The sequence below is a fragment of the Enterobacter sp. PI-10 genome, from assembly GCF_027947695.1.
GTDB classification, from domain to species: Bacteria; Pseudomonadota; Gammaproteobacteria; order Enterobacterales; family Enterobacteriaceae; genus Enterobacter; species Enterobacter vonholyi.
Map to the genome: position 1 here is coordinate 139,063 of NZ_JAJNOG010000003.1, position 25,865 is coordinate 164,927.

24 protein-coding genes are annotated in these 25,865 nt (G+C 57.0%); 15 read left to right on the forward strand and 9 right to left on the reverse strand.

Annotated elements, in window-relative coordinates; translation table 11 throughout:
• The first annotated feature begins 10 nt into the window (after window positions 1-10).
• From aegA to LRM19_RS09095, 3 genes are all read left to right on the forward strand, one after another.
• The gene (gene aegA, locus LRM19_RS09085) at window positions 11-1,987 is read left to right on the forward strand and encodes a formate-dependent uric acid utilization protein AegA (RefSeq protein ID WP_271368378.1); all 1,977 of its coding nucleotides are present in this window, start codon (window positions 11-13) and stop codon (window positions 1,985-1,987) included.
• A gap of 66 nt (window positions 1,988-2,053) precedes the next feature.
• Window positions 2,054-2,647 carry a GDP-mannose pyrophosphatase NudK gene (gene nudK, locus LRM19_RS09090; RefSeq protein WP_127731898.1) on the forward strand — a complete coding sequence of 198 codons (594 nt, stop codon included), beginning with the start codon at window positions 2,054-2,056 and terminating at the stop codon, window positions 2,645-2,647.
• A gap of 101 nt (window positions 2,648-2,748) precedes the next feature.
• Window positions 2,749-3,792, forward strand: coding sequence for a DUF1176 domain-containing protein (locus LRM19_RS09095; protein ID WP_111965192.1), 1,044 nt, complete (start codon window positions 2,749-2,751; stop codon window positions 3,790-3,792).
• Window positions 3,793-3,834: 42 nt separating this feature from the next.
• Here the strand turns inward: LRM19_RS09095 and tkt are convergent, their stop codons facing one another.
• Together tkt and tal are read right to left on the reverse strand one after the other, a co-directional pair.
• Window positions 3,835-5,823, reverse strand: coding sequence for a transketolase (gene tkt, locus LRM19_RS09100; protein ID WP_111965193.1), 1,989 nt, complete (start codon window positions 5,821-5,823; stop codon window positions 3,835-3,837).
• 19 nt (window positions 5,824-5,842) lie between these two features.
• The gene (gene tal, locus LRM19_RS09105; protein ID WP_115875961.1) at window positions 5,843-6,793 is read right to left on the reverse strand and encodes a transaldolase; all 951 of its coding nucleotides are present in this window, start codon (window positions 6,791-6,793) and stop codon (window positions 5,843-5,845) included.
• Window positions 6,794-7,082: 289 nt separating this feature from the next.
• Between tal and maeB the strand changes: the two genes are divergently transcribed.
• The gene (gene maeB, locus LRM19_RS09110) at window positions 7,083-9,362 is read left to right on the forward strand and encodes an NADP-dependent oxaloacetate-decarboxylating malate dehydrogenase (RefSeq protein ID WP_115875960.1); all 2,280 of its coding nucleotides are present in this window, start codon (window positions 7,083-7,085) and stop codon (window positions 9,360-9,362) included.
• Between the two features lie 47 nt (window positions 9,363-9,409).
• Here maeB and hemF read toward each other — a convergent pair whose 3' ends face one another.
• Window positions 9,410-10,306, reverse strand: coding sequence for an oxygen-dependent coproporphyrinogen oxidase (gene hemF, locus LRM19_RS09115; protein WP_271368380.1), 897 nt, complete (start codon window positions 10,304-10,306; stop codon window positions 9,410-9,412).
• The gene (gene amiA / locus LRM19_RS09120; protein WP_023308739.1) at window positions 10,306-11,181 is read right to left on the reverse strand and encodes an N-acetylmuramoyl-L-alanine amidase AmiA; all 876 of its coding nucleotides are present in this window, start codon (window positions 11,179-11,181) and stop codon (window positions 10,306-10,308) included. The genes hemF and amiA overlap by 1 nt, the downstream gene beginning before the upstream one ends.
• Before the next feature lie 212 nt (window positions 11,182-11,393).
• On the opposite strand from amiA, the gene LRM19_RS09125 reads away from it, so the two are divergent.
• The 10 genes from LRM19_RS09125 to pdxK all read left to right on the forward strand — a co-directional run bounded on the left by LRM19_RS09125 (window position 11,394) and on the right by pdxK (window position 19,736).
• On the forward strand, window positions 11,394-11,819 hold the full coding sequence (locus LRM19_RS09125; protein ID WP_014884750.1) for a GNAT family acetyltransferase: 426 nt from the start codon (window positions 11,394-11,396) through the stop codon (window positions 11,817-11,819).
• Window positions 11,806-12,255 carry a DUF2919 domain-containing protein gene (locus tag LRM19_RS09130; protein WP_115875958.1) on the forward strand — a complete coding sequence of 150 codons (450 nt, stop codon included), beginning with the start codon at window positions 11,806-11,808 and terminating at the stop codon, window positions 12,253-12,255. Before LRM19_RS09125 ends, LRM19_RS09130 begins: the two co-directional genes overlap by 14 nt.
• A gap of 63 nt (window positions 12,256-12,318) precedes the next feature.
• Window positions 12,319-12,894 (forward strand): RpoE-regulated lipoprotein, encoded by a 576-nt coding sequence (locus LRM19_RS09135; RefSeq protein ID WP_111965198.1) that lies wholly within the window; start codon window positions 12,319-12,321, stop codon window positions 12,892-12,894.
• Between the two features lie 92 nt (window positions 12,895-12,986).
• Window positions 12,987-13,886 carry a Dyp-type peroxidase gene (locus LRM19_RS09140; protein ID WP_111965199.1) on the forward strand — a complete coding sequence of 300 codons (900 nt, stop codon included), beginning with the start codon at window positions 12,987-12,989 and terminating at the stop codon, window positions 13,884-13,886.
• A 172-nt stretch (window positions 13,887-14,058) separates the two neighbouring features.
• A complete protein-coding gene (locus LRM19_RS09145) occupies window positions 14,059-15,072 on the forward strand; it encodes a sulfate ABC transporter substrate-binding protein (RefSeq protein WP_271368384.1) in 1,014 nt (337 codons plus the stop codon).
• Complete coding sequence (cysT, locus tag LRM19_RS09150; RefSeq protein ID WP_004123378.1) at window positions 15,072-15,905, forward strand: sulfate/thiosulfate ABC transporter permease CysT; 834 nt, start codon at window positions 15,072-15,074, stop codon at window positions 15,903-15,905. Before LRM19_RS09145 ends, cysT begins: the two co-directional genes overlap by 1 nt.
• Window positions 15,905-16,780: a sulfate/thiosulfate ABC transporter permease CysW gene (cysW, locus tag LRM19_RS09155; protein ID WP_045325891.1), complete on the forward strand. Its 876-nt coding sequence runs from the start codon at window positions 15,905-15,907 to the stop codon at window positions 16,778-16,780. The genes cysT and cysW overlap by 1 nt, the downstream gene beginning before the upstream one ends.
• Complete coding sequence (cysA, locus tag LRM19_RS09160; RefSeq protein WP_008501607.1) at window positions 16,770-17,864, forward strand: sulfate/thiosulfate ABC transporter ATP-binding protein CysA; 1,095 nt, start codon at window positions 16,770-16,772, stop codon at window positions 17,862-17,864. The genes cysW and cysA overlap by 11 nt, the downstream gene beginning before the upstream one ends.
• 118 nt (window positions 17,865-17,982) lie before the next feature.
• Window positions 17,983-18,894: a cysteine synthase CysM gene (gene cysM / locus LRM19_RS09165; RefSeq protein WP_115875955.1), complete on the forward strand. Its 912-nt coding sequence runs from the start codon at window positions 17,983-17,985 to the stop codon at window positions 18,892-18,894.
• A gap of 5 nt (window positions 18,895-18,899) precedes the next feature.
• A complete protein-coding gene (gene pdxK, locus LRM19_RS09170) occupies window positions 18,900-19,736 on the forward strand; it encodes a pyridoxine/pyridoxal/pyridoxamine kinase (RefSeq protein ID WP_115875954.1) in 837 nt (278 codons plus the stop codon).
• A gap of 45 nt (window positions 19,737-19,781) precedes the next feature.
• Here pdxK and crr read toward each other — a convergent pair whose 3' ends face one another.
• The 5 genes from crr to cysZ all read right to left on the reverse strand — a co-directional run bounded on the left by crr (window position 19,782) and on the right by cysZ (window position 24,575).
• On the reverse strand, window positions 19,782-20,291 hold the full coding sequence (gene crr / locus LRM19_RS09175) for a PTS glucose transporter subunit IIA (protein ID WP_003861316.1): 510 nt from the start codon (window positions 20,289-20,291) through the stop codon (window positions 19,782-19,784).
• A gap of 40 nt (window positions 20,292-20,331) precedes the next feature.
• Window positions 20,332-22,059 carry a phosphoenolpyruvate-protein phosphotransferase PtsI gene (gene ptsI / locus LRM19_RS09180; protein WP_023332954.1) on the reverse strand — a complete coding sequence of 576 codons (1,728 nt, stop codon included), beginning with the start codon at window positions 22,057-22,059 and terminating at the stop codon, window positions 20,332-20,334.
• A 44-nt stretch (window positions 22,060-22,103) separates the two neighbouring features.
• Window positions 22,104-22,361, reverse strand: a complete 258-nt coding sequence (gene ptsH / locus LRM19_RS09185; protein WP_045909449.1) for a phosphocarrier protein Hpr — start codon at window positions 22,359-22,361, stop codon at window positions 22,104-22,106.
• Between the two features lie 317 nt (window positions 22,362-22,678).
• Entirely contained in the window at window positions 22,679-23,650 is a 972-nt protein-coding gene (gene cysK, locus LRM19_RS09190; protein ID WP_014884739.1) for a cysteine synthase A, read from the reverse strand.
• A gap of 163 nt (window positions 23,651-23,813) precedes the next feature.
• Complete coding sequence (cysZ, locus tag LRM19_RS09195; protein WP_111965203.1) at window positions 23,814-24,575, reverse strand: sulfate transporter CysZ; 762 nt, start codon at window positions 24,573-24,575, stop codon at window positions 23,814-23,816.
• Window positions 24,576-24,805: 230 nt separating this feature from the next.
• On the opposite strand from cysZ, the gene zipA reads away from it, so the two are divergent.
• Window positions 24,806-25,801, forward strand: coding sequence for a cell division protein ZipA (zipA, locus tag LRM19_RS09200; protein ID WP_271368394.1), 996 nt, complete (start codon window positions 24,806-24,808; stop codon window positions 25,799-25,801).
• Window positions 25,802-25,865 lie beyond the last annotated feature (64 nt).

The window sequence follows — 25,865 nt, forward strand, 5'->3', positions numbered from 1 at the left end:
AGGTGTGGTTATGAATCGTTTTATTATGGCTAACAGCCAGCAGTGCATTGGGTGTCACGCCTGCGAAGTGGCCTGCGTGATGGCGCACAACGATGAGCAGCATGTCCTGAGCGAGCGCCATTTTCATCCGCGTATCACGGTCCTGAGAGCTGGCGAGAAGAGCCGCCCCGTGACCTGTCATCATTGCGAAAACGCGCCCTGCGCGCAAAGCTGCCCGAACGGCGCCATCAGCAAATGCGATGACAGCGTACAGGTGAATCAACAAAAATGCATCGGCTGTAAGGCCTGCGTGGTGGCCTGCCCGTTTGGCACGATGGAGATTATCGTCACCCCGCTCGACAACGGCAGCGTGAAGGCTTCGGCGAATAAATGCGATCTCTGCCTGACGCGTCCACACGGCCCGGCCTGTATCGAAAATTGCCCGGCGGATGTCCTCTCCCTGGCGACGTCTGCCGTGCTGGACAATCTGACGAAATCACGCCGACAGCGCACGGTCTGCCTGGAGGCGCAGCCCTGGCATGCGGAGGTCGTCGGCGTGGACGCGCCGCGTACCAAACTGCAGCAGATGCAGGCGACGGCGCCACGCGGCGAGCCCGACAAGCTGGCTGCCGCAGAACGCGTGGGCCATTTTAACGAAATTTACCTGCCGTTCCGGGCCGAACAGGCCGTTCGCGAGGCGTCGCGCTGCCTGAAATGCGGAGAGCACAGCATTTGCGAGTGGACCTGCCCGCTGCACAACCACATTCCGCAGTGGATCGAGCGCCTCAACTCGGGAGATATCGCCGGCGCGGCCGAGCTTTCTCATCAGACTAACTGTTTACCTGAAATTACCGGCCGCGTCTGCCCGCAGGATCGATTATGCGAGGGTGCCTGCACAATACGTGAAGAGGCAGGATCCGTGACCATCGGCAACATCGAGCGCTATATCTCCGATCGGGCGCTGGCGATGGGCTGGCGGCCGGATATGTCCGCCGTCACGTCGTCAGGTAAACGCGTCGCGATCGTCGGCGCGGGGCCTGCCGGGCTGGCGTGCGCCGACGTGCTGGCGCGCCGCGGCGTGAGCGTGACGGTCTATGACCGGCACCCGGAAATTGGCGGATTGCTGACCTTTGGCATCCCGGCGTTCAAGCTGGACAAATCGCTGCTCGCGCGGCGCAGAGAGATATTTACCGCGATGGGGATCCGCTTCGAGCTTAACTGCGAGGTGGGCCAGGACGTGTCGATGTCGCAGTTAAAGCACGATTACGACGCCCTGTTTATTGGCGTGGGAACCTATCGCTCGATGAAGGCGGGTATCCCACATGAAGACGCGCCAGGTGTCTACGACGCGCTGCCTTTCCTGGTGGGCAACACGCGCCATGTTATGGGGCTGGAGGCAACGGCAAGCGAACCGTTCATCGACACCCATGGCCTGAACGTGGTGGTGCTTGGTGGGGGCGATACCGCGATGGACTGCGTCCGAACCGCGTTACGCCACGGTGCGGCGAAGGTGACCTGCGCCTATCGTCGGGATGAGGCCAACATGCCGGGCTCGAAGAAAGAGGTGAAGAACGCCAGAGAAGAGGGGGCGGCGTTTGAATTTAACGTCCAGCCGGTTGAGCTGACGCTGGATCCGAACGGAAAGGTCAACGGTATCCGGATGCTGCGTACCGAGCTCGGAGAGTCGGATGCGCAGGGACGGCGGCGACCGGTTCCGGTGGCGGGCAGCGAGTTTGTGATGGCCGCGGATGCGGTCATCATGGCGTTTGGTTTTAACCCGCACGCGATGCCGTGGCTGCAGGCGCAGGGTGTCGAAACGGATGACAGGGGGCGGATCGTGGCCTCGGTCGAGAGCCGTTACCGTTACCAGACGACCAACCCGCAGATCTTCGCCGGGGGCGATGCGGTACGCGGCGCGGATCTGGTGGTGACCGCAATGGCGGAAGGACGCCATGCCGCGCAAGGGATCCTCGACTGGCTTGGGGTTAACGCGCCAAAACATCATTAAACCGGCGGGCGACAAAGCGGGATTCACGGCGTAGTATAGGACGACTCATTGTGCTGTGGAGCCCGTATGACCCTGAAAATTGACGTTATAAAAGACAAAATTCTTTCTGAAAACTACTTTGTCCTGCGTAACATCACCTATGATCTTACACGTAGCAACGGTGAGGTTATCCGCCACAAACGCGAGGTCTACGACCGCGGCAACGGAGCGACCATTCTGCTCTATAACCGTGACAAGCAGAGCGTGGTGCTAATCCGTCAGTTCAGGGTGGCGACATGGGTTAATGGCAACCCTGATGGACGTTTGATTGAAACCTGCGCGGGCCTGCTCGATGACGATGAGCCGGAAGTTTGTATCCGCAAAGAGGCCGTGGAAGAAACCGGCTTCGAAGTGGGTGAGGTCAAAAAGGTCTTCGAGCTGTTTATGTCTCCGGGCGGCGTAACGGAAATTGTGCATTTCTTCATTGCCGAATACAGCGACGCCCAGCGCACGCACCGGGGCGGTGGCGTAGAGGATGAAGATATTGAAGTGCTGGAGCTTCCTTTTATCCGGGCGCTGGAGATGATGCGTTCAGGCGAAATCAGGGATGGTAAGGCAGTGATATTATTGCAGTATTTACAGACGACCGGGTTGATGAACGCTGCTTTCGAGCGGATGTAGTGCATTTTTCGGGTATATCTGATAAATCCGATTGAGCAACCCCGCCGGGAACACGAAGATACTGCCCAGTTAAGCGTTTTCGTTCCGGGATTGTGTCATTCATGCGCTACAGCGTCTTTTTGTTTTACCTGTTTTGTGTGCTTCTCGCGCCGCAGGTGCGGGCTGCACCTGCGCAGCAAGCCTTTTCTGACTGGCAGGTAACCTGCAATAACCAGAATTTTTGCCTTGCACGCAACACGGGTGAACACCGTGGTCTGGTCATGACGCTCACCCGTAGCGCCGGGGCGAAAACGGATGCCACTCTGCGTATCGATCTTGGCGGTCTTGATACACCCTCGATCAAAGAGCCAGAGATTGCCCCCCGGCTGCTGCTGGATAGCGTTCCTCTGAAGCTGGACAAACAGCGCTGGCAGCTCACGCCATGGCATCTGAAAACGGACGATGCGGCCACCATCACCGCCTTTCTGAAAAATATCCAGGAAGGGAAGGCCCTGACTCTGCGCGGCGGTAAGCAGGTCATTTCACTGACAGGGCTTAAGGCCGCACTGCTGTTCATTGATGCGCAGCAAAAGCGCGTCGGCAGCGAAACCGCGTGGATCAAGAAAGGTGACGATCCGCCGTTAAGCGTTCCGCCTGCACCCGCCTTAAAAAAGGTGGCGGTCGTCAATCCGACCCCGACGCCACTCTCCCACGCCGAACTGAACGACCTGCTGGACTATGGCACCGGCAGGATGAACAGCAGCCAGTGCTCGCTGGATCCTAACCGCCGTGAAGTGCGCGTCACCGCGTTAACCGATGAGAAAGCGCTGCTGATCGTCAGCTGCGAGGCGGGAGCCTATAACACGGTCGATCTGGCGTGGCTGGTATCACGTAAAAAACCGTTCACCGCACGCAGCGTCAGGCTTCGTCTGCCGTTTACGCCGTCAGGCGACGGGAGCGAAATGGAGTTGATGAATGCCAGCTTCGATGAAAAGACGCGCGAGCTGACAACGCTGGCGCTGGGGCGCGGTTTGGGCGATTGCGGAGTCCAGACGCGCTGGCGTTTTGACGGACAGCGATTCCGCCTGGTGCGCTACGCCGAGGAGCCCAGCTGTGATAACTGGAACGGGCCAGATGCCTGGCCCACGCTGTGGATCACGCGCTAGTTTTGCCCGGTAAGCGTAGCGCCACCGGGCACGCAGACCGCGCTACAGCACGCTTAACGCCTTCTCAACCACGTTCTCAACGGTAAAGCCGAAGTACGGGAACAGCTTGTCGGCAGGGGCGGACTCACCGTAGCCCCTCATGCCGACAATCGCCCCTTTCAGACCCACATATTTGTACCAGTAGTCGGCAATACCGGCTTCCACCGCCACGCGCGCTGCGACGTTTGAGGGCAGTACCGATTCGCGGTACGCCTCATCCTGGGCATCGAAAATATCCGTAGAAGGCAGGGACACCACGCGCACCGCGTGGCCTTCGGCGGTCAGTTTCTCCGCCGCTTTCACCGTGATTTCCACCTCGGAGCCGGTGGCAATCAGGATCACGTCCGGCTTGCCGCCGCTGTCTTTTAGGATGTAGCCGCCGCGGGCGATGTTTTTCACCTGCTCCGGGGTACGCTCAATCTGCGCCAGGTTCTGGCGCGACAGAATCAGTGCCGTCGGGCCGTTGTGGCGTTCTACCGCCAGCTTCCAGCCCACCGCAGCTTCGACCTGATCGCAGGGACGCCACGTGCTGAAGTTCGGCGTCAGGCGCAGGCTCGCCAGCTGTTCAACCGCCTGGTGGGTGGGGCCGTCTTCTCCCAGACCGATGGAGTCGTGGGTATAGACCATAATCTGCCGCGCCTTCATCAGCGCTGCCATGCGCGCCGCGTTACGGGCGTACTCGACGAACATCAGGAAGGTGGCGGTGTAGGGCACGAAGCCGCCGTGGTGGGCGATGCCGTTGGCAATCGCGGTCATCCCGAACTCGCGCACGCCGTAGTGGATGTAATTCCCGGCGATGTCCTCTTTCAGGGATTTCGATCCCGACCAGATGGTCAGGTTACTCGGCGCCAGATCCGCCGAGCCGCCCAGCAGCTCAGGCAGGAGAGGGCCGATTGCGTTCAGGGTATTTTGCGACGCCTTACGGGTGGCGATTTTCGCCGGGTTGGACTGCAGGTTTTCAATCAGCGCCTGGGTTTTATCGTCCCAGTCTTCCGGCAGACCGCCGCTCATGCGGCGGGAAAACTCGGCCGCCAGTTCAGGATGCGCTTTTTTGTAGGCGGCAAATTTATCGTTCCATGCGTGCTGCGCTTTCTCACCCTCTTCGCGTGCATCCCATGCCCGGTAGATCTCTTTCGGGATCTCAAACGGCGGATGTTTCCAGCCCAGCTTCTGCCGGGTCAGCGCCACTTCCTCCTCGCCCAGCGCCGCGCCGTGCGCCTCTTCTTTACCCGCCTTGTTCGGCGAGCCGAAGCCGATCGTGGTGCGGCAGATAATCAGGGACGGTTTGTCCTTCACGCTTTGCGCTTCCTGAATCGCTTTTTTCACCGCCTCAGGGTCGTGACCGTCGATTTCATGCACCACGTGCCAGTGGTAGGCTTCGAAGCGTTTTGCCGTGTCGTCGGTAAACCAGCCTTCGGTTTCCCCGTCGATGGAGATGCCGTTGTGATCGTAGAACCCGATCAGCTTGCCGAGCCCCAGCGTGCCCGCCAGGGAGCAGACCTCATGGGAGATCCCCTCCATCAGACAGCCGTCACCCATAAACACGTAGGTGTAGTGATCGACAATCTCGTGGTCCGGCTGGTTGAACTGTGCCGCCAGAGTGCGTTCGGCAATCGCCAGCCCGACCGCATTTGCCAGCCCCTGGCCGAGCGGCCCGGTGGTGGTCTCCACGCCCGGCGTATAGCCGATCTCCGGGTGCCCCGGCGTTTTGGAGTGCAGCTGGCGGAAGTTTTTCAGCTCCTCAAGCGGCAGATCGTAGCCGGAAAGGTGCAGCAGGCTGTAGAGCAGCATTGAGGCGTGACCGTTGGAGAGAATAAAGCGGTCGCGATCGTACCAGGTGGGGTCATTGGGGTTGTGCTTCAGAAAGTCGTTCCACAGTACTTCGGCTATATCAGCCATGCCCATCGGCGCGCCGGGGTGGCCGGAATTGGCTTTCTGCACGGCATCCATGCTGAGGGCGCGGATGGCATTGGCTAGCTCTTTACGGGACATAGTTCACTCCGTGGCAAGGTTAAAGTTTGGCGGCGAGAAGATCTTCTAGTTTGCGCTGGTCGACGGCGAACTGGCGGATACCGTCCGCCAGTTTTTCCACGGCCATGGCGTCCTGGTTGTGCTCCCAGCGGAACTCCGCTTCGGTCATGGCTTTCGGTTTTGGCAGAACGGTGGAGGTCGGCACCAGCTTGCGGATCACCGTTTCTTCTTTGTCCTGTAGCTCCTGGAGCAGGTTGGGTGAAATTGTCAGGCGGTCGCAGCCTGCCAGGGCGAGGATCTGCTCGGTACGGCGGAAGCTGGCACCCATCACGATGGTTTCGTAGCGGTGCTGCTTGTAGTAGTCGTAGATATTACGGACCGATTTCACGCCCGGATCCTCATCCACCACGTACGGATCCATCGGCTGTTTCGCCTGGTACCAGTCGTAGATGCGCCCGACAAACGGTGACACCAGGAACACGCCCGCTTCGGCACAGGCGCGCGCCTGTGCAAAGGAGAACAGCAGCGTCAGGTTGCAGTGGATGCCCTCTTTTTCCAGTACCTCTGCCGCGCGGATGCCTTCCCAGGTGGAGGCGAGCTTGATCAGAATGCGTGATTTATCTATCCCCTGTTCCTCGTACAGTTCCACGAGGCGACGCGCCTTGTTAATGCTCTTTTCTTTATCGAAAGAGAGGCGGGCGTCGACTTCGGTCGAGACGCGGCCCGGGATGCTTTTAAGAATTTCCGCACCAAAATTAACCGCCAGCTTGTCGCTGGCTTCGGCGACCTGCTGCTCCTGCGTCTTCCCGCGCTTTTTACCGTAGGCAATGGCGTCATCAATCAGATGACTAAAATGGGTAAGCCCGGCTGCCTTGAGCAGTAGCGAAGGGTTGGTGGTCGCATCCTCCGGCTGATAGTGGCGAATCGACTCGATATCGCCGCTGTCTGCCACCACCGTGGTGAATTGTTTGATGCCGTCTAGCTGGTTCATAAATGATTACTCCTTGGAAATAAAAGAGTTAGATGAGTGCGTTAGTTCACACTTCTGGAAAAATCATGATGGACTTAACAAAAAAGCATAGCAGACGGGGGAGGCATTGCTTTTGAGACGGGTAACATGGCTGTTATAAATTGATAACAATTTTTAATGTGTGATGGTGAGAGTTTGGCTGCCTTCAAAGTTTAGGAGGCGGCCTGAGGCGATACTAGGCGGCACACCAGGGTGTGCATCAGGATCGCTTACGCCACCCTTTTGACCGATACGTGAAAGGAAAAATAAGATGGATGAGCAGTTGAAACAGAGTGCCCTCGATTTTCACGAGTTCCCTGTCCCGGGCAAAATCCAGGTCTCCCCAACCAAGCCGCTGGCAACTCAGCGCGATCTGGCGCTGGCCTATTCCCCGGGCGTAGCTGCCCCGTGTCTGGAAATCGAAAAAGACCCGCTGGCGGCCTACAAATACACCGCGCGCGGCAACCTTGTCGCAGTGATCTCTAACGGCACGGCGGTGCTGGGGCTGGGCAACATCGGCGCGCTGGCCGGTAAGCCGGTGATGGAAGGCAAGGGGGTGCTGTTCAAGAAATTCGCCGGTATCGACGTGTTCGATATCGAGGTGGATGAACTCGATCCTGACAAGTTCATTAACGTAGTGGCCGCGCTGGAGCCTACCTTCGGCGGGATCAACCTGGAAGACATCAAAGCGCCGGAATGTTTCTATATCGAGCAGAAGCTGCGCGAGCGTATGAATATTCCCGTGTTCCATGATGACCAGCACGGTACGGCCATTATCAGCACCGCTGCGATTCTGAACGGCCTGCGCGTGGTAGAGAAAAACCTCTCCGACGTGCGCATGGTGGTCTCCGGCGCCGGCGCCGCGGCCATCGCCTGTATGAACCTGCTGGTGGCGCTGGGTATGCAGAAACACAACATTGTGGTCTGTGACTCCAAGGGCGTTATTTATAAAGACCGCGAGCCGAACATGGCGGAAACCAAAGCGGCGTATGCGGTAGAAGACGACGGCAAGCGCACGCTTGAGGACGTCATTGACGGCGCGGATATCTTCCTCGGCTGCTCGGGTCCGAAGGTGCTGACCCAGGAGATGGTGAAGAAGATGGCGCGTGCGCCAATGATCCTGGCCCTGGCCAACCCGGAACCGGAAATTCTGCCGCCGCTGGCGAAAGCGGTGCGTGAAGACGCCATCATCTGTACCGGCCGTTCGGACTACCCGAACCAGGTCAACAACGTGCTCTGCTTCCCGTTCATCTTCCGCGGCGCGCTGGACGTCGGCGCAACGGCGATCAACGAAGAGATGAAGCTTGCAGCCGTTCACGCCATCGCGGAGCTGGCCCACGCCGAGCAGAGCGAAGTGGTTGCCTCAGCCTATGGCGATCAGGATCTGAGCTTTGGCCCGGACTACATCATTCCAAAACCGTTCGACCCGCGTCTGATTGTTAAAATTGCGCCAGCCGTTGCCAAAGCGGCAATGGATTCCGGCGTGGCGACGCGTCCGATTCACGACTTCGACGCGTACGTCGATAAACTCACCGAGTTTGTCTATAAAACCAACCTGTTCATGAAGCCGATCTTCTCTCAGGCGCGCGCCGACGCGAAGCGCGTGGTGCTGGCGGAAGGGGAAGAGGCGCGCGTGCTGCACGCCACCCAGGAGCTGATCACATTAGGCCTGGCGAAACCGATCCTGATTGGTCGTCCGAGCGTGATTGAAATGCGTATCCAGAAGCTGGGCCTGCAGATTAAGCCGGGCGTCGACTTCGAGATCGTCAACAACGAATCCGATCCGCGCTTCAAAGAGTACTGGAGCGAATACTACGCGATCATGAAGCGTCGGGGGATCACCCAGGAGCAGGCGCAGAAAGCCGTCATCAGCAACACGACGGTGATCGGCGCGATCATGGTCCATCGCGGCGAGGCGGATGCGCTGATCTGCGGTACCATCGGGGATTATCACGAGCACTTTAGCGTGGTGCAGGAGATCTTCGGCTATCGCGACGGCGTCCATACCGCCGGGGCGATGAACGCCCTGCTGTTGCCGAGCGGGAACACCTTTATCGCTGACACCTATGTTAACGACGATCCGAGCCCGGACGAGCTGGCGGAGATCACCGTGATGGCCGCCGAGACCGTGCGCCGCTTCGGTATCGAGCCGAAGGTGGCACTGCTGTCGCACTCTAACTTCGGTTCGTCCAAATCAGCGGCGGCGTGCAAAATGCGTGAGACGCTGGCGCTGGTGCGCGAGCGTGCGCCGGAGCTGATGATTGACGGGGAAATGCACGGCGATGCCGCGCTGGTGGAGAGCATCCGTAACGAACGTATGCCGGACAGCCCGCTGAAAGGATCGGCAAACATCCTGATTATGCCGAACGTGGAAGCGGCGCGTATCAGCTATAACCTGCTGCGCGTCTCCAGCTCTGAAGGGGTGACCGTAGGACCGGTGCTGATGGGCGTGGCGAAGCCGGTGCACGTGTTAACGCCGATTGCCTCCGTGCGTCGTATCGTGAACATGGTGGCGCTGGCGGTGGTTGAGGCGCAGACGCAGCCGCTGTAATTTTTACCCTCACCCTAACCCTCTCCCAAAGGGAGAGGGGATAAGGGTTACACCCAGTCGCGAACCTGAATAAATTCTTTTAAGGCAGCCTCCGGGCTGCCTTCTTTTGGCTCGTAGCAGTACTCCCAGCGCACCAGCGGCGGCATCGACATCAGAATTGACTCCGTGCGCCCGCCGGTCTGCAGGCCGAACAGCGTCCCGCGATCCCACACCAGGTTGAACTCCACGTAGCGCCCGCGGCGGTAGAGCTGGAACTCGCGTTCGCGCACGCCGTAGTCGGTGTTTTTACGGCGTTCGACGATGGGCAGATAGGCGTCGGTATAGCCTTCACCCACCGCGCGCATAAAGCTGAACGCGGTATCAAAATCAGGCGTGTTGAGATCGTCAAAGAACAGTCCGCCGATGCCGCGCTGCTCATCGCGATGCTTCAGGTAAAAGTAGTCGTCGCACCACTTTTTATATTTCGGGTAAATGTCTTCGCCAAACGGCAGACAAAGGTCCCGCGCGGTGGTGTGCCAGTGCACGGCATCCTCTTCGAAGCCGTAGTAGGGCGTCATGTCGAAACCGCCGCCAAACCACCAGACCGGATCGGCCCCCGGCTTTTCCGCAATGAAAAAGCGCACGTTGGCGTGGCTGGTTGGCACGAACGGGTTGTGCGGGTGCACCACCAGCGAGACTCCCATCGCTTCGAAGCTGCGGCCCGCGAGTTCGGGACGATGTGCCGTCGCAGATGCGGGCATGGCGTCGCCGTGAACGTGGGAAAAATTCACGCCAGCCTGTTCGAAGATGCCGCCGTTACGCAGCACGCGACTGCGCCCGCCGCCGGCCTCGCGCTGCCAGGTATCTTCCTGAAATTCTCCGCCGTCTGCGGCGGCCAGTTTCTGGCAAATCTCATCCTGCAGCTGCAGCAGGAAAGTTTTGACCAGTTGTGCATCGGGTTTCATCAACGTTTCCTGGAGTGCGCTTTTTGGTTATCGAACCAGTTGAAATAACTGATAATGCCGGAGGCGATAGCGTTGGCGATCTTCTGACGAAATGCCGTGGTGCCAAGGAGTCGCTCCTCTTCCGGGTTGGTGATGAAGGAGGTTTCCACCAGCACAGAAGGGATGGACGGTGATTTCAGGACCACGAACGCCGCCTGCTCGGTGCCTTTGCTGTGCAGGCGATGCACCGGTTTAATCTTCTTCAGGATGTGCGAGCCAAGCGTCAGGCTGTTTTTGATCGTATCCGTCTGCACGAGGTCGAACAGCACCTGCTGTAGCAGGTGGTCTTTGTCGGTGGCTTTTTTCCCGGCGACTTCATCCGCCCGGTTTTCGCGGTCGGAGAGGTATTTCGCCATGGCGCTACTGGCGCCGCGGTTGGAAAGCGCAAACACCGAGGCACCTGCCGCAGAAGGGTTGGTAAAGCCGTCCGCGTGAATCGACATAAACAGATCCGCACCGTGCTGGTGGGCGATCTCTACGCGGTCATACAGCGGAATAAAGGTATCACCAGAGCGCGTCAGACGGGCGTCAATGCCGTTACTGCGTAAAATCGCCCGCACATTTTTTGCAATCGCCAGCACGACGTGTTTTTCTTTTGACCCGTTTTTGCCGATGGCGCCGGTATCAATACCGCCGTGGCCCGGGTCGAGCATCACCAGACGCTTCGCGCCCGGCTTTTTCGTTTTCGGTTTGCTGTGTCCGTTACTGGTTTTAAGCGTGCTCTCGTCTTTCGCCTGAGCCTGCTTTGCGATACCCGTTAACGTTAAGGCCGCCAGCCCCGCTTTGAGAACCTGACGACGCGATGTGAGTGCTTTTAATGGTTTGAATGTGCTCATGCGGCCTGAATACTAAAAAATGGGGTCCTGGTGTTATATCGTATCGTGTTTCCCGTTACGACAGTCCATGTTGAGAATTGTTTTACTTTTCATTTCAATACGTGACAAAGTGACATTATGCCAAATTTTGGCGAGATTTTCCCCGGTTATTGGCTAAAGGCGAGCTTCGCGCCATAATCACTGTTTTTAAACCCGAAAAGGCGGTTAATACCATGGAGATACGCGTTTTTCGCCAGGAAGATTTCGAAGAGGTGATTACCCTTTGGGAGCGCTGCGATCTGCTGCGTCCGTGGAACGATCCGGAAATGGATATCGAACGTAAGGTGAATCACGACGTCAGTCTGTTCCTGGTCGCGGAAGTCAACGGTGAGGTTGTGGGGACGGTAATGGGCGGTTACGACGGCCACCGCGGCTCGGCCTATTATCTGGGCGTCCATCCGGAATACCGTGGTCGCGGCATTGCCAATGCGCTGCTTAACCGGCTCGAGAAGAAGCTGATCGCCCGCGGCTGCCCGAAAATCCAGATTATGGTTCGGGAAGATAACGATGTGGTGCTGGGCATGTATGAGCGTCTGGGCTACGAGCATTCTGACGTGCTGAATCTGGGAAAGCGTCTGATCGAAGATGAAGAGTACTGAGATTCATCCGGCAGACTATGACGCGCAGGGCCGCGTCAGGCTGCCCTTTTTATTCTGGTGCGTTCTGCTGCTCCAGGCCCGTACCTGGGTGCTGTTTGTGATGGCCGCCGCGTCGCGCGGGCAGGGCGATACGCTGCTGAATCTTTTTTATCCCGATCACGATGCTTTCTGGCTCGGCTTACTGCCGGGCGTACCGGCGGTGGTGGCTTTTTTGTGTAGCGGACGACGGCACCTGATCCCTCGTTTTTGGCGCACGCTTCGCTGGCTGCTAATCCTTGCCCAGACTGCGCTGCTCTTATGGCAGCCGGTTCTCTGGTGGTACGGTGAACCGCTGACGGGCTCCGGCGTTGCGCTGGTGGTTGCTGATATTGTGGCGCTGCTGTGGCTGATGACCAACCCGCGTCTTCGCGCCTGTTTTGCGCCTCAGGATGATTAATCCGGCACTTTTTGCCGATGTCGCACTCCAACAAGCGTTGATTTAACAAGTAAGGACGTTTCAATGAAATCGCTGCGTTTACTCTTATGCGCTCTCCCGCTGGCATTGACCGGCTGTTCGACGCTCTCCTCCATTAACTGGTCCGCTGCGTATCCGTGGAACTGGTTTGGCTCATCAACGGAAGTAACCGAGCAGGGCGTGGGGAAAATTACCGCCGCGACGGCGCTGGATCAGAATGCTATCCAGGATGCGCTCAGCAGTGATTACCGCCTGCGCAGCGGCATGAAAACGGAGAATGGCAATATTGTTCGCTACTACGAGGCGCTGAAGGGCGACAAGCTGGCGCTGGTGATTAACGGTGATAAAGGCACGGTCAACCGAATTGCGGTGATGGATGAAGATATTCCGACGGCGAGCGGTGTGAAGGTGGGGACCCCGTTTAGCGATCTTTATAAGCAGGCCTTTGGCAACTGCGCCAGCGTGCCGTCTGACGACAAGGTTGCGGTGGAATGTAAGGCTGAAGGCAGCCAGCACATCAGCTATGTCTTCACCGGCACCTGGAGCGGCCCGGAAGGACTGATGCCGTCTGACGACACGCTTAAGAGCTGGAAAGTGAGCAAAATACTCTGGAAGCAGTAATTTGCGCCTGAGCAAACCGCCTCGCTGAAATCCGGGTATAATACCCGCCATCAATGCCACGCTGACGTGGCATCTTTATTTCAGGAGGAGCGATGTCTCAGGTTCAGAGTGGCATTTTGCCAGAACATTGCCGCGCGGCGATTTGGATTGAAGCCAATGTTAAAGGGGACGTGGATGCCCTGCGTGCGGCCAGCAAAGCGTTTATTGATAAACTGGCGACCTTCCAGGCCAAATTCCCGGAAGCACACCTCGGCGCCGTTGTCGCCTTTGGCAATAACGTCTGGCGTCAGCTGAGCGGTGGCGAAGGGGCGGAAGAGCTGAAAGACTTCATCCCATACGGCAAAGGTCTGGCTCCGGCAACCCAATACGACGTGCTGATCCACATTCTCTCCCTGCGTCACGATGTGAACTTTTCCGTTGCCCAGGCGGCGGTAGCGGCTTTTGGCGACAGCATTGATGTGCAGGAAGAGGTTCACGGCTTCCGCTGGGTCGAAGAGCGCGATCTGAGCGGCTTTGTCGACGGAACCGAAAACCCGGCAGGGGAAGAGACGCGTCGTGAGGTGGCGGTGATTAAAGACGGCGTGGACGCGGGCGGCAGCTACGTGTTCGTGCAGCGCTGGGAGCACAACCTCAAGCAGCTTAACCGCATGAGCGTGCACGACCAGGAGATGATGATTGGCCGTACGAAAGAGGCTAACGAAGAGATCGACGGCGACGACCGTCCCGTTACCTCGCACCTGACCCGCGTTGACCTCAAAGAAGACGGCAAAGGGCTGAAGATTGTCCGCCAGAGCCTGCCGTACGGTACGGCAAGCGGAACGCACGGCCTTTACTTCTGCGCCTACTGCGCGCGCCTGTATAACATCGAGCAGCAGCTGCTGAGCATGTTCGGCGATACCGACGGCAAGCGCGACGCCATGCTGCGCTTCACCAAACCGGTGACCGGCGGCTACTACTTTGCGCCGTCCGTTGAGCGTTTGCTAGCGCTGTAATGGCATTTCTCCCTCTCCCTGCGGGAGAGGGCCGGGGTGAGGGCATCAGGCCTCACCCTTATTCCCTTTTCTGCTTGTAAATCACCAAACGGTATATAAAACCGTTACTCCTTTCATCCCCGTTATAAATATTATGACTATAAGATAGTCATCACATTTATAAGGGTGCGCAATGGCCGTTACTGTACTGAAAAAAGGAACTCTGGCGCTGGCAGGTTTACTGCTGGTGGCACAGGCGCAGGCGACTGAACTGTTAAACAGTTCGTATGACGTCTCCCGCGAGCTGTTTGCCGCCCTTAATCCCCCGTTCGAACAGCAGTGGGCGAAAGACAATAACGGCGACAAGCTGACCATCAAGCAGTCCCATGCCGGCTCGTCCAAGCAGGCGCTGGCGATTTTGCAGGGCCTGAAAGCGGATGTGGTGACCTACAACCAGGTGACTGACGTGCAGATCCTGCACGACAAAGGCAACCTCATCCCGGCGGACTGGCAGAGCCGACTGCCGAACAATAGCTCGCCGTTCTACTCCACCATGGGCTTCCTGGTGCGTAAGGGCAACCCGAAGAATATCCACGACTGGAGCGACCTGGTGCGTTCCGACGTGAAGCTGATTTTCCCGAACCCAAAAACCTCCGGTAACGCGCGTTATACCTATTTAGCCGCGTGGGGCGCGGCGGACAAGGCTGACGGTAACGATAAAGCCAAAACCGAGCAGTTCATGACCCAGTTCCTGAAAAACGTCGAAGTATTTGATACCGGCGGCCGCGGGGCGACAACGACCTTCGCGGAGCGAGGTCTCGGCGATGTTCTGATCAGCTTTGAATCGGAAGTGAATAACATCCGCAAGCAGTATGAAGCGCAGGGCTTTGAGGTGGTTATCCCGAAAACCAACATTCTGGCCGAGTTCCCGGTCGCATGGGTGGATAAAAACGTGCAGGCGAACGGTACCGAGAAAGCGGCAAAAGCCTATCTCAACTACCTCTACAGCCCTCAGGCGCAGACCATCATTACCGATTACTACTACCGCGTGAACAACCCGGACGTGATGAACAAGCTGAAAGATAAATTCCCGCAGACCGCGCTGTTCCGCGTGGAAGACCATTTTGGCTCCTGGCCTGATGTGATGAAAACGCATTTTGCCAGCGGCGGTGAGTTAGACAAACTGCTGGCGGCGGGGCATAAGTAATGTTTGCTGTCTCGACAAAACGCGTCCTGCCGGGCTTTACCTTAAGCCTCGGGACCAGCCTGCTGTTCGTCTGCCTGATCCTGCTGTTGCCGCTCAGCGCGCTGGTGATGCAGCTTGCTCAGATGAGCTGGGCGCAGTACTGGGACGTGGTCACCAACCCGCAGGTGGTGGCGGCCTATAAGGTGACGCTGCTGTCGGCGTTTGTCGCCTCCATTTTTAACGGCGTGTTTGGCCTGCTGATGGCGTGGATCCTGACCCGCTATCGCTTCCCGGGCCGCACGCTGCTTGACGCCCTGATGGATCTGCCGTTTGCGCTGCCGACGGCGGTGGCGGGTTTGACCCTCGCGTCGCTCTTCTCTGTAAACGGGCTGTACGGCGAGTGGCTGGCGAAATTTGATATCAAAGTAACCTACACCTGGCTCGGTATCGCGGTGGCGATGGCCTTCACCAGCATCCCGTTTGTGGTACGTACCGTGCAGCCGGTGCTGGAAGAGTTGGGTCCGGAATACGAAGAAGCGGCGGAAACGCTGGGCGCCACGCGCTGGCAGAGCTTCCGCAAGGTAGTTTTGCCGGAGCTCTCTCCAGCGCTGATGGCAGGTGTCGCGCTGTCGTTTACCCGCAGCCTCGGTGAGTTCGGCGCGGTGATTTTTATCGCCGGGAACATCGCCTGGAAAACGGAAGTGACCTCGCTGATGATTTTCATCCGCCTGCAGGAGTTTGATTATCCGGCGGCGAGCGCGATTGCTTCGGTGATCCTCGCCGCCTCGCTGCTGCTGCTGTACTCGATTAACACTCTGCAAAGTCGCTTTGGTCGACGTGTGGTAGGTCACTGATGGCGGAAGTTACGCAATTGAAGCGATACGATGCGCCCCGCATCAACTGGGGTAAATGGTTTCTGATTGGGGCGGGCGTGCTGGTTTCCGCCCTCATTCTCGTCGTGCCGACGATTTATATTTTCGTTCAGGCGTTCAGCAAGGGTCTGATGCCCGCGCTGGAAAACCTGGCGAACCCGGATATGCTCCATGCCATCTGGCTCACCGTGCTGATTGCCCTGATCACCGTCCCAGTGAACCTGGTGTTCGGGACCCTGCTGGCGTGGCTGGTGACGCGCTTTAACTTCCCCGGACGTCAGCTGCTGCTGACCCTGCTGGATATTCCGTTTGCCGTGTCGCCGGTGGTGGCGGGCCTGGTGTACCTGCTCTTTTACGGCTCCAACGGCCCACTGGGCGGCTGGCTGGATGCGCATAACCTGCAGATCATGTTCGCCTGGCCGGGCATGGTGCTGGTCACCATCTTCGTGACCTGCCCGTTTGTGGTGCGCGAGCTGGTGCCGGTGATGTTAAGCCAGGGGAGCAACGAAGACGAAGCGGCGGTGCTGCTGGGGGCTTCGGGCTGGCAAATGTTCCGCCGCGTGACGCTGCCGAACATCCGCTGGGCGTTGCTTTACGGCGTGGTGCTGACCAACGCCCGCGCGATTGGCGAGTTCGGTGCCGTTTCCGTTGTTTCCGGCTCTATCCGGGGTGAAACCCTGTCGCTGCCGCTGCAGATTGAACTGCTGCAGCAGGACTACAACACCATCGGCTCGTTTACTGCCGCAGCGTTATTGACGCTGATGGCCATTTTGACCCTGTTTTTGAAGAGTGTGGTGCAGTGGCGTTTAGAAAATCAGGAAAAACGTCAGCATCAGGAGGGAAATCATGAGCATTGAGATTGCCAATATTAAGAAGTCTTTTGGTCGCACCCAGGTGCTGAATGATATCTCGCTGGATATCCCTTCCGGACAAATGGTGGCGCTGCTGGGGCCGTCCGGCTCGGGCAAAACCACGCTGCTGCGCATTATCGCCGGGCTTGAGCATCAGACCAGCGGGCACATCCGCTTCCACGGTACCGACGTGAGCCGCCTGCACGCCCGCGATCGTAAAGTGGGTTTTGTGTTCCAGCATTACGCGCTGTTCCGCCACATGACCGTGTTTGACAACATCGCGTTTGGGCTTACCGTGCTGCCGCGTCGCGAGCGCCCGGATGCGGCAACCATTAAGGCGAAGGTGACCAAACTGCTGGAGATGGTGCAGCTGGCTCACCTGGCGGATCGTTTTCCGGCCCAGCTGTCCGGCGGGCAGAAACAGCGCGTGGCGCTGGCTCGCGCGCTGGCCGTTGAACCGCAAATTCTGCTGCTGGATGAGCCCTTCGGCGCGCTGGATGCGCAGGTGCGTAAAGAGCTGCGCCGCTGGCTGCGTCAGCTCCATGAAGAGCTGAAATTCACCAGCGTCTTCGTGACCCACGATCAGGAAGAGGCGATGGAAGTTGCGGATCGCGTGGTGGTCATGAGCCAGGGCAACATTGAGCAGGTTGACGAACCGGAGCAGCTCTGGCGTGAACCGGCGACCCGCTTCGTGCTGGAGTTTATGGGCGAGGTGAACCGTCTGCAGGGCACTATTCGCGGCGGTCAGTTCCACGTGGGCGCGCACCGCTGGCCGCTGGGCTATACCTCCGCGCATCAGGGCCCGGTCGATCTGTTCCTGCGTCCGTGGGAAGTGGACGTGAGCCGCCGAACCAGCCTGGATTCACCGCTGCCGGTGCAGGTGCTGGAAGCGAGCCCTAAAGGTCACTACACCCAACTGGTGGTACAGCCGCTGGGCTGGTATACCGAGCCGCTGACCGTGGTCATGCGCGACGACGTCCCGCCGCACCGGGGGGAGCGCCTGTTTGTCGGGCTGCAGCATGCCCGGATTTATCACGGGAAGGAGCGCATCGAGACGCGCGAGGATATTGCTCTGGCGGAGTCAGCCTGATAGGTTATTAGGATGTTTATCGCCCGGTGGCGCTGCGCTTACCGGGCCTACAGTTATCACTGCGTCTTGTAGGCCGGGTAAGCGAAACGCCACCCGGCTTTTTTATTGAGTAAAAAACGTGAATACACTCGAACACACCATCGGCAACACCCCTCTGGTCAAACTTCAGCGCATGGGGCCGGCTAACGGCAGCGAAATCTGGGTCAAACTCGAAGGCAATAACCCGGCGGGGTCGGTAAAAGATCGTGCCGCGCTGTCGATGATTGTCCAGGCTGAAAAGCGCGGCGAGATTAAGCCGGGCGACGTACTGATTGAAGCCACCAGCGGTAACACCGGTATCGCCCTGGCGATGATTGCGGCGCTGAAAGGCTACCGCATGAAGCTGCTGATGCCTGACAACATGAGCCAGGAGCGCCGCGCCGCGATGCGTGCCTACGGGGCCGAGCTGATTCTGGTGACCAAAGAGCAGGGGATGGAAGGCGCGCGCGACCTGGCGTTAGAAATGGCCGAGCGCGGCGAAGGTAAACTGCTCGATCAGTTTAATAACCCGGACAACCCGTACGCGCACTACACCACCACCGGCCCGGAAATCTGGCAGCAAACCGACGGGCGAATCACCCATTTTGTCTCCAGCATGGGCACCACCGGCACCATTACCGGCGTATCGCGTTTTCTGCGCGAGCAGGACAAAGCCGTCACCATTGTGGGCCTGCAGCCGGAAGAGGGGAGCAGCATTCCGGGCATTCGCCGCTGGCCGGCGGAGTATATGCCCGGCATCTTTAATGCGCAGCTTGTGGACCAGGTGCTGGATCTTCACCAGCGCGAGGCGGAAAATACCATGCGTGAGCTGGCCGTGCGCGAAGGTATCTTCTGCGGCGTCAGCTCGGGCGGCGCGGTAGCGGGCGCGATTCGGGTAGCGCAGGCAAACCCGGGCGCTGTGGTGGTGGCGATTATTTGCGATCGAGGCGATCGCTATCTGTCTACCGGCGTCTTTGGTGAAGAGAGTTATTCGCAGGGGGCGGGGATTTAAGCGTCATGGAGATGATTCTATTCCGGGATAATACCCGGGCGCAGCAAACTGATATTGTCGCGGTACAGTCGCAGGTGGTTTACGGCAGCGTGGGTAACAGCATTGCGGTGCCGAATATTCGAACCCACAGGCTGAACGTCACCGCCGTGCCAACGGTACTGTTCAGCAACACGCCACACTATGACACCTTCTATGGTGGCGTGATCCCCGATGAGTGGTTCAGCGGCTACCTGAAAGCGCTGGAAGAGCGCGAGATCCTGCGCGAGCTTAAGGCGGTTACCACCGGCTATATGGGAAATGCCAGCCAGATCGTCCTGCTGGCGCAGTGGCTGAAGGCGGTCAAAGCTCAGCATCCTGATCTGCTGGTGCTGGTCGACCCGGTTATTGGCGATATCGACAGCGGGATGTACGTGAAGCCGGATATCCCGCAGGCGTATCGGGAGCACCTGCTGCCGCTGGCGCAGGGGATTACGCCAAACGTCTACGAGCTGGAAGTGTTAAGCGGCAAACCGTGCCGCACGCCGGAAAGCGCCATCGCGGCGGCACAGGGACTGCTCTCTGACAGCCTGAAATGGGTGGCGATTACCAGCGCGCCGGTCGCTGACGACCCGCAAAACATCCACGTGGTGCTGGTCACCCGCGATGGCGTGACCGTCAGCGCGCACCCGCGCGTAGAAACCGATCTGAAAGGGACGGGCGACCTGTTCTGTTCAGAGCTGGTGAGCGGAATTGTAGAGGGGAAAACCGTTGCAGATGCCATTCGCATGGCCGGCGATCGGGTGACGGACGTGATGCTCTATACCCAGTCGAAAGGCTACGACGAGCTTATCCTCCCGGCATAAACAAAAATGGCGCCCGAAGGCGCCATTTTTCTGTGCGGGCAAGAATTACTTCTTGATGCGGATAACCGGGGTTTCACCCACGGTGACGCTGCCAGACAGTTTGATCAGTTCTTTGATTTCGTCCATGTTGGAGATAACTACCGGCGTCAGGGTAGACTTGGCTTTTTCTTCCAGCAGTGGCAGATCGAATTCAATCACCGGGTCGCCAACTTTAACACGCTGGCCTTCTTCCGCGATACGTTTGAAGCCTTCGCCTTTCAGTTCAACGGTGTCGATACCGAAGTGAACGAACAGTTCGATACCGCTATCAGATTCGATAGAGAACGCATGGTTGGTTTCAAAAATTTTACCGATGGTGCCGTCAACTGGAGCAACCATTTTGTTGCCAGTTGGTTTGATAGCAATGCCATCACCAACGATTTTCTCAGCAAACACTACATCCGGCACGTCTTCGATGTTGACGATCTCGCCGGAGAGCGGAGCAACAATCTCAATAGTTCCGGAGTCTTTCTTATCATCAGAAACCAGAGATTTCAGTTTATCGAACAAACCCATGATCTTCTCCTAAGCAGTAATTTGGGCCGCATCTCGTGGATTAGCAGATTGTTTTTTCTTCAATGAACTTGTTAACCAGCGTCATTAACTCGTCCGTTGTCGGTTGAGCAAGAGCCTGCTCTGCTAACACCTTCGCATCTTCGAAGTTCGTGTTACGGATAATCTTCTTAATGCGCGGGATGGAAATGGCGCTCATAGAGAATTCGTCCAGACCCATACCCAGCAACAGAAGTGTAGCACGTTCGTCGCCTGCAAGCTCACCACACATGCCAGTCCATTTACCTTCTGCATGAGAAGCATCAATAACTTGCTTGATCAAGTTCAGTACGGACGGTGACATTGGCTGGTAGAGATGTGAAATCATATCATTACCACGGTCAACTGCCAGGGTGTACTGCGTTAAATCATTGGTGCCGATACTAAAGAAATCAACTTCTTTGGCTAAATGACGCGCAATAGTCGCCGCCGCAGGTGTTTCCACCATTACGCCGATCTCGATTGACTCGTCAAACGCTTTACCTTCGTCGCGCAGTTCCTGCTTGTAAATTTCGATCTCTTTCTTCAGTGCACGCACTTCTTCAACAGAGATGATCATCGGGAACATGATGCGCAGTTTACCGAAAGCAGAGGCTCGGAGGATCGCGCGAACCTGGTCACGCAGGATCTCTTTACGATCCATCGCGATACGAATCGCACGCCAGCCCAGGAACGGGTTCTCTTCTTTCGGGAAGTTCATGTACGGCAGCTCTTTGTCGCCACCAATGTCCATAGTACGGACGATAACCGCCTGAGAGCCACACGCTTCAGCCACGGCTTTATAGGCAGCAAACTGCTCTTCTTCCGTTGGCAGCGCGTCGCGGTCCATGAACAGGAATTCTGTACGATAGAGACCTACGCCTTCCGCACCGTTGCGCTCAGCGCCATCAACGTCGCGGACGGTACCGATGTTTGCGCACACTTCAACCTGATGGCCGTCCAGGGTGATAGCTGGCAGGTCTTTCAGCTTAGCGAGTTCCGCTTTTTCAGTCGCAACCTGCTCCTGAACCGCGCGCAGTTTATCGATCTCTTCATTAGTTGGGTTGACGTAAACCAGATTGTTTACGGCATCCAGAATCAGATAGTCGCCGTTTTTCACCTGAGAGGTGACGCTACCGGTACCCACGATGGCAGGCAGTTCCAGAGAGCGCGCCATGATAGAGGTGTGGGAGGTACGGCCACCCGCGTCGGTGATGAAACCGAGGACCTTTTTCAGGTTCAGCTGTGCGGTTTCAGACGGGGTGAGGTCCGCGGCAACCAGGATCACTTCATCCTGAATTGCGCTCAGGTCGATAATGGCCAGACCCAGGATGTTGCGCAGCAGGCGCTTACCGATGTCACGTACGTCAGCCGCACGCTCTTTCAGGTATTCATCATCCAGTTCTTCCAGGGCAGTTGCCTGACCTTCGATAACTTCATGCGCAGCCGCGTCGGCCGTCATGCCTTTATCTTTAATCAGGGCTATGATTTCCTGCTCCAGCTCCTCATCTTCGAGCAGCATGATGTGCCCTTCGAAGATGGCTTCTTTTTCTTCACCGAAAGTTTCGCCAGCTTTAGTTTTGATTGCTTCCAGTTGCGCAGATGCCTTGGCACGACCGCTCAGAAAACGTTCAACTTCCTGATCAACCTTGTCGGCAGAAATTTTTTTCCGGTCGATGACGATCTCGTCTTCTTTCAGCAGCAGTGCTTTGCCGAAAGCGATACCCGGGGATGCTAAAATGCCTGAAATCATAACCCTACCTTACTTGTGACTGATATTTAAAAGAACCCGGAAACTTACTCGAGCTCAGCCATCAGTTTTACCAGATGCTCAACTGCTTTCTGCTCGTCTTCACCTTCCGCAGAGATGGTGACAACGGTGCCCTGAGTCAGGCCCAGAGTCTGCAGTTTGAACAGGCTTTTTGCGCTCGCGCTTTTGCCGTTGGAAGTCACAGTGATTTCAGAAGAAAAGCCTTTTGCTTCTTTAACAAACTGAGCAGCAGGGCGGGTGTGCAGACCGTTCGGAGCGGTAATGGTAACTTCTTGCTGGAACATTGTATTTCCCCAACTTATAGGTTTAGTGTTGTGGAACTAAAGTCTAGCCTGGCGACTGAACTTTAGCCTGTATTGTTAGCGCTGACGTTTCGATCGTCATTAAACATTATGCAGCGAAAGCAAGACTTGAACCAAATCATAAAATCGATTCAGCAAGGCTATTTCATTCACCGATTAATTTCACGCATCAAAATAATTGCTGGTTTAAATACCAGACCCAACGGGGTGAAGCAATGCCAGGAGGGGTAAAAGTTTGAAGCAGGCCACAAAAAAGCACCTGAAAAGGTGCTTTTTTACGCGTTATTAACATGCTGGCACTACTGTTGCAGCTCTTTTTCGGTAAACAGATCGGCAAACAGTGCGGTGCTCAAGTAACGCTCACCCGAGGACGGAAGGATAACCACAATATTCTTATTGGTAAAGGCTTCGTCTTCCTGCAGCTTGAGCGCTGCCGCAACGGCCGCACCGGAAGAGATACCCGCCAGAATGCCTTCTTCATCCATCAGGCGACGCGCGGTAGAGATGGCCTCTTCGTTAGTGATGGTGACCACTTTATCGATCAGCTTCAGATCCAGGTTGCCCGGAATGAAGCCTGCGCCAATACCCTGGATTTTATGCGGGCCTGGTTTGAGCTCTTCACCGGCCAGGGCCTGGGTGATAACCGGTGAGTCAGTCGGCTCAACGGCAACGGTGATCAGGTCTTTTTTACCCTTTGTGCCTTTAATATAGCGTGACACGCCGGTCAGCGTACCGCCGGTACCCACGCCGGAGATAAAGACGTCAACCTGGCCGTCGGTATCTTCCCAGATTTCCGGACCGGTGGTCTTCTCGTGAATTTCCGGATTTGCCGGGTTGCTGAACTGCTGCAGCAGCAGATATTTCGCCGGATCGCTGGCCACAATCTCTTCGGCTTTCTGAATGGCGCCCTTCATGCCCTTCGCGCCTTCGGTCAGCACCAGGTTCGCGCCAAGCGCTTTAAGCAGCTTACGACGCTCGATGCTCATCGTTTCTGGCATAGTCAGCGTCAGCTTGTAGCCGCGCGCAGCAGCAACATAGGCCAGAGCAATACCGGTGTTGCCGCTGGTCGGTTCCACCAGCTCAACGCCAGGCTTCAGTACGCCACGTTTTTCAGCATCCCAAATCATGTTTGCACCGATACGGCATTTAACGCTGAAGCTCGGGTTACGTGATTCGACCTTCGCCAGGATGCGTCCATTACCGATACGGTTCAGTCGAACCAGGGGCGTATGACCGATAGTCAGCGAGTTGTCTTCATAAATCTTACTCATGGCCTGTCCTTAACTGTATGAAATTGGGATACCGACCCAGCATACCTGTTGAGCAGGTAGGGGGAAGTAAGGAATTCGCATATCTATATACTGCAAGGAAATAATGGGGATCAGTATGGAATAAGGGGCGGCATAAGCCACCCCTGCTTTACACATTTTTGCATTATTTCCATAACGCGTGCTTAGCACGGTAGCAGTCGACCCACATCGCCGTCGCGCCGCAAACGGCGACGGGCATGATGAACAGATTCAGGAAGGGAATCATGGTGAACAGGCTGGTCAGTGCGCCAAACTGCATATTGGCGACCTTCTGGCTGCGCAGGGCGGTGCGCATCTCTTTAAACGGTACCTTGTGGTTATCGAAAGGATAGTCGCAGTACTGAATGGCCAGCATCCAGGCGCTGAACAGGAACCACAGCACTGGTGCCACGGTCTGGCCAATGCCTGGCACAAAATAGAGGATAAGCAGCACGAGCGCGCGGGGCAGGTACCAGGCAAACTTCTGCCATTCGCGCTTCATAATGCGAGGGAGGTCTTTCATGATCCCCCATATCCCTGTGTCCGGCGGCGTCGCACCGGTAAGCCGCGCTTCCAGCTGTTCCGCCAGCAGACCGTTAAACGGTGCGGCTATCCAGTTTGCAATTGTCGAGAAGAAGTAGCCAAACACCAGCAGCACGGAGATCACCGCCACCGGCCAGAGCAGGTAGTTAAGCCACTGCAGCCAGTCCGGCACGTAACTCATCAGCGACGGGATCCAGCTCTCCAGTTTTGTAAACAGCCACCAGAACGCGCCGCCCATAAGAATAATGTTGATCAACAGCGGCAGAATGACGAAGCGTCGAATCCCCGGCAGGGAGACCAGTTTCCAGCCCTGAGAAAAATACCAGACGCCGCTGCGCGGGGGGGAAGAAGATGTTGAAACCATAGCCAGGCTGTACTCCTTTTTACACAACCAGTGGAATTGCCCGCCTATATTATCCACTTACTGAGCAATGACCAGTTCGGAAATGTTCGAAAAACCAGCAAAAAGCACGATTTACTTCATCTTTATGCTGTGAATGCTCTGCACACACTTGCACTTGACGTAAACGGCAAATACTCTTAGTGAGTAAATGTTTGCCGTGGTGGCAAGGTGTTAGAACAACAGAGAATATAATGATGCAGGATTTGCGTCTGATATTAATCATTGTTGGCGCGATCGCCATAATCGCTTTACTGGTACATGGTTTCTGGACCAGCCGTAAAGAGCGTTCCTCGATGTTTCGCGATCGCCCACTGAAGCGCATGAAGTCCAGTCGTGACGACGATGACAGTGAAGATGACATCGACGGTAGCGATGACGACGGCGTGGGTGAAGTTCGTGTTCATCGGGTCAATACTGCGCCCGGCGCAGGCCATGGGGAGCATGAAGCGCCTCGTCCTTCGCAGCACCAGTATCAACCGCCGTATGCTTCTGCACAGCCGCGCCAGCCAGCGCCGCAGCCTGTGGAAGAGCCGGTGCGCCAGCCGCCGCAACAGCCTGTCTATCAGCAGCCTGCTGCGCCACAGCCGGTTCAACAGCAACCGGTACAGCAACCGGTTCAGCAGCCCGTGCATCAACAACCTGCTCAGCCAGTACAACAACCGCAGCAGCCTGTTCACGTACAGCCTGCGCCTCAGCCTACTCCGGCCCCGCACGTTGAGCCTGAGCCCGTTGTAGAGCCAGAACCGGTTGTTGAAAAACCGCAGCGTAAAGAAGCGGTGATCATTATGAACGTGGCCGCGCATCACGGTAGCCATCTCAATGGCGATGTGCTGCTTAACAGTATTCAACAGGCAGGCTTCAAGTTTGGCGATATGAATATTTTCCATCGCCACCTGAGCCCTGACGGTAGCGGTCCGGCGCTGTTCAGCCTGGCCAACATGGTTAACCCTGGCACCTTCGATCCGGAAATGACCGGTGATTTCGTGACCCCGGGTGTCACTATCTTTATGCAGGTGCCGTCCTACGGTGATGAACTGCAAAACTTTAAGCTGATGCTGCAGTCCGCTCAGCACATCGCTGACGAAGTCGGTGGCGTGGTGCTCGACGATCAGCGTCGAATGATGACCCCGCAGAAATTGCGCGAGTATCAGGACCGCATCCGTGAAGTTAAGGAAGCTAACGCGTAATCGCCGCGTTGACTTCTACTCCTCCTCAACCCCCGCATGTCGGGGGTTTTTCTCATTGATGGTG

Coding starts and splice junctions, on each gene's coding strand:
- aegA (WP_271368378.1), top strand. CDS start 11: ATGAATCGTTTTATTATGGCTAACAGCCAGCAGTGCATTGGGTGTCAC.
- nudK (WP_127731898.1), top strand. CDS start 2,054: ATGACCCTGAAAATTGACGTTATAAAAGACAAAATTCTTTCTGAAAAC.
- LRM19_RS09095 (WP_111965192.1), top strand. CDS start 2,749: ATGCGCTACAGCGTCTTTTTGTTTTACCTGTTTTGTGTGCTTCTCGCG.
- tkt (WP_111965193.1), bottom strand. CDS start 5,823: ATGTCCCGTAAAGAGCTAGCCAATGCCATCCGCGCCCTCAGCATGGAT.
- tal (WP_115875961.1), bottom strand. CDS start 6,793: ATGAACCAGCTAGACGGCATCAAACAATTCACCACGGTGGTGGCAGAC.
- maeB (WP_115875960.1), top strand. CDS start 7,083: ATGGATGAGCAGTTGAAACAGAGTGCCCTCGATTTTCACGAGTTCCCT.
- hemF (WP_271368380.1), bottom strand. CDS start 10,306: ATGAAACCCGATGCACAACTGGTCAAAACTTTCCTGCTGCAGCTGCAG.
- amiA (WP_023308739.1), bottom strand. CDS start 11,181: ATGAGCACATTCAAACCATTAAAAGCACTCACATCGCGTCGTCAGGTT.
- LRM19_RS09125 (WP_014884750.1), top strand. CDS start 11,394: ATGGAGATACGCGTTTTTCGCCAGGAAGATTTCGAAGAGGTGATTACC.
- LRM19_RS09130 (WP_115875958.1), top strand. CDS start 11,806: ATGAAGAGTACTGAGATTCATCCGGCAGACTATGACGCGCAGGGCCGC.
- LRM19_RS09135 (WP_111965198.1), top strand. CDS start 12,319: ATGAAATCGCTGCGTTTACTCTTATGCGCTCTCCCGCTGGCATTGACC.
- LRM19_RS09140 (WP_111965199.1), top strand. CDS start 12,987: ATGTCTCAGGTTCAGAGTGGCATTTTGCCAGAACATTGCCGCGCGGCG.
- LRM19_RS09145 (WP_271368384.1), top strand. CDS start 14,059: ATGGCCGTTACTGTACTGAAAAAAGGAACTCTGGCGCTGGCAGGTTTA.
- cysT (WP_004123378.1), top strand. CDS start 15,072: ATGTTTGCTGTCTCGACAAAACGCGTCCTGCCGGGCTTTACCTTAAGC.
- cysW (WP_045325891.1), top strand. CDS start 15,905: ATGGCGGAAGTTACGCAATTGAAGCGATACGATGCGCCCCGCATCAAC.
- cysA (WP_008501607.1), top strand. CDS start 16,770: ATGAGCATTGAGATTGCCAATATTAAGAAGTCTTTTGGTCGCACCCAG.
- pdxK (WP_115875954.1), top strand. CDS start 18,900: ATGGAGATGATTCTATTCCGGGATAATACCCGGGCGCAGCAAACTGAT.
- crr (WP_003861316.1), bottom strand. CDS start 20,291: ATGGGTTTGTTCGATAAACTGAAATCTCTGGTTTCTGATGATAAGAAA.
- ptsI (WP_023332954.1), bottom strand. CDS start 22,059: ATGATTTCAGGCATTTTAGCATCCCCGGGTATCGCTTTCGGCAAAGCA.
- ptsH (WP_045909449.1), bottom strand. CDS start 22,361: ATGTTCCAGCAAGAAGTTACCATTACCGCTCCGAACGGTCTGCACACC.
- cysK (WP_014884739.1), bottom strand. CDS start 23,650: ATGAGTAAGATTTATGAAGACAACTCGCTGACTATCGGTCATACGCCC.
- cysZ (WP_111965203.1), bottom strand. CDS start 24,575: ATGGTTTCAACATCTTCTTCCCCCCCGCGCAGCGGCGTCTGGTATTTT.
- zipA (WP_271368394.1), top strand. CDS start 24,806: ATGATGCAGGATTTGCGTCTGATATTAATCATTGTTGGCGCGATCGCC.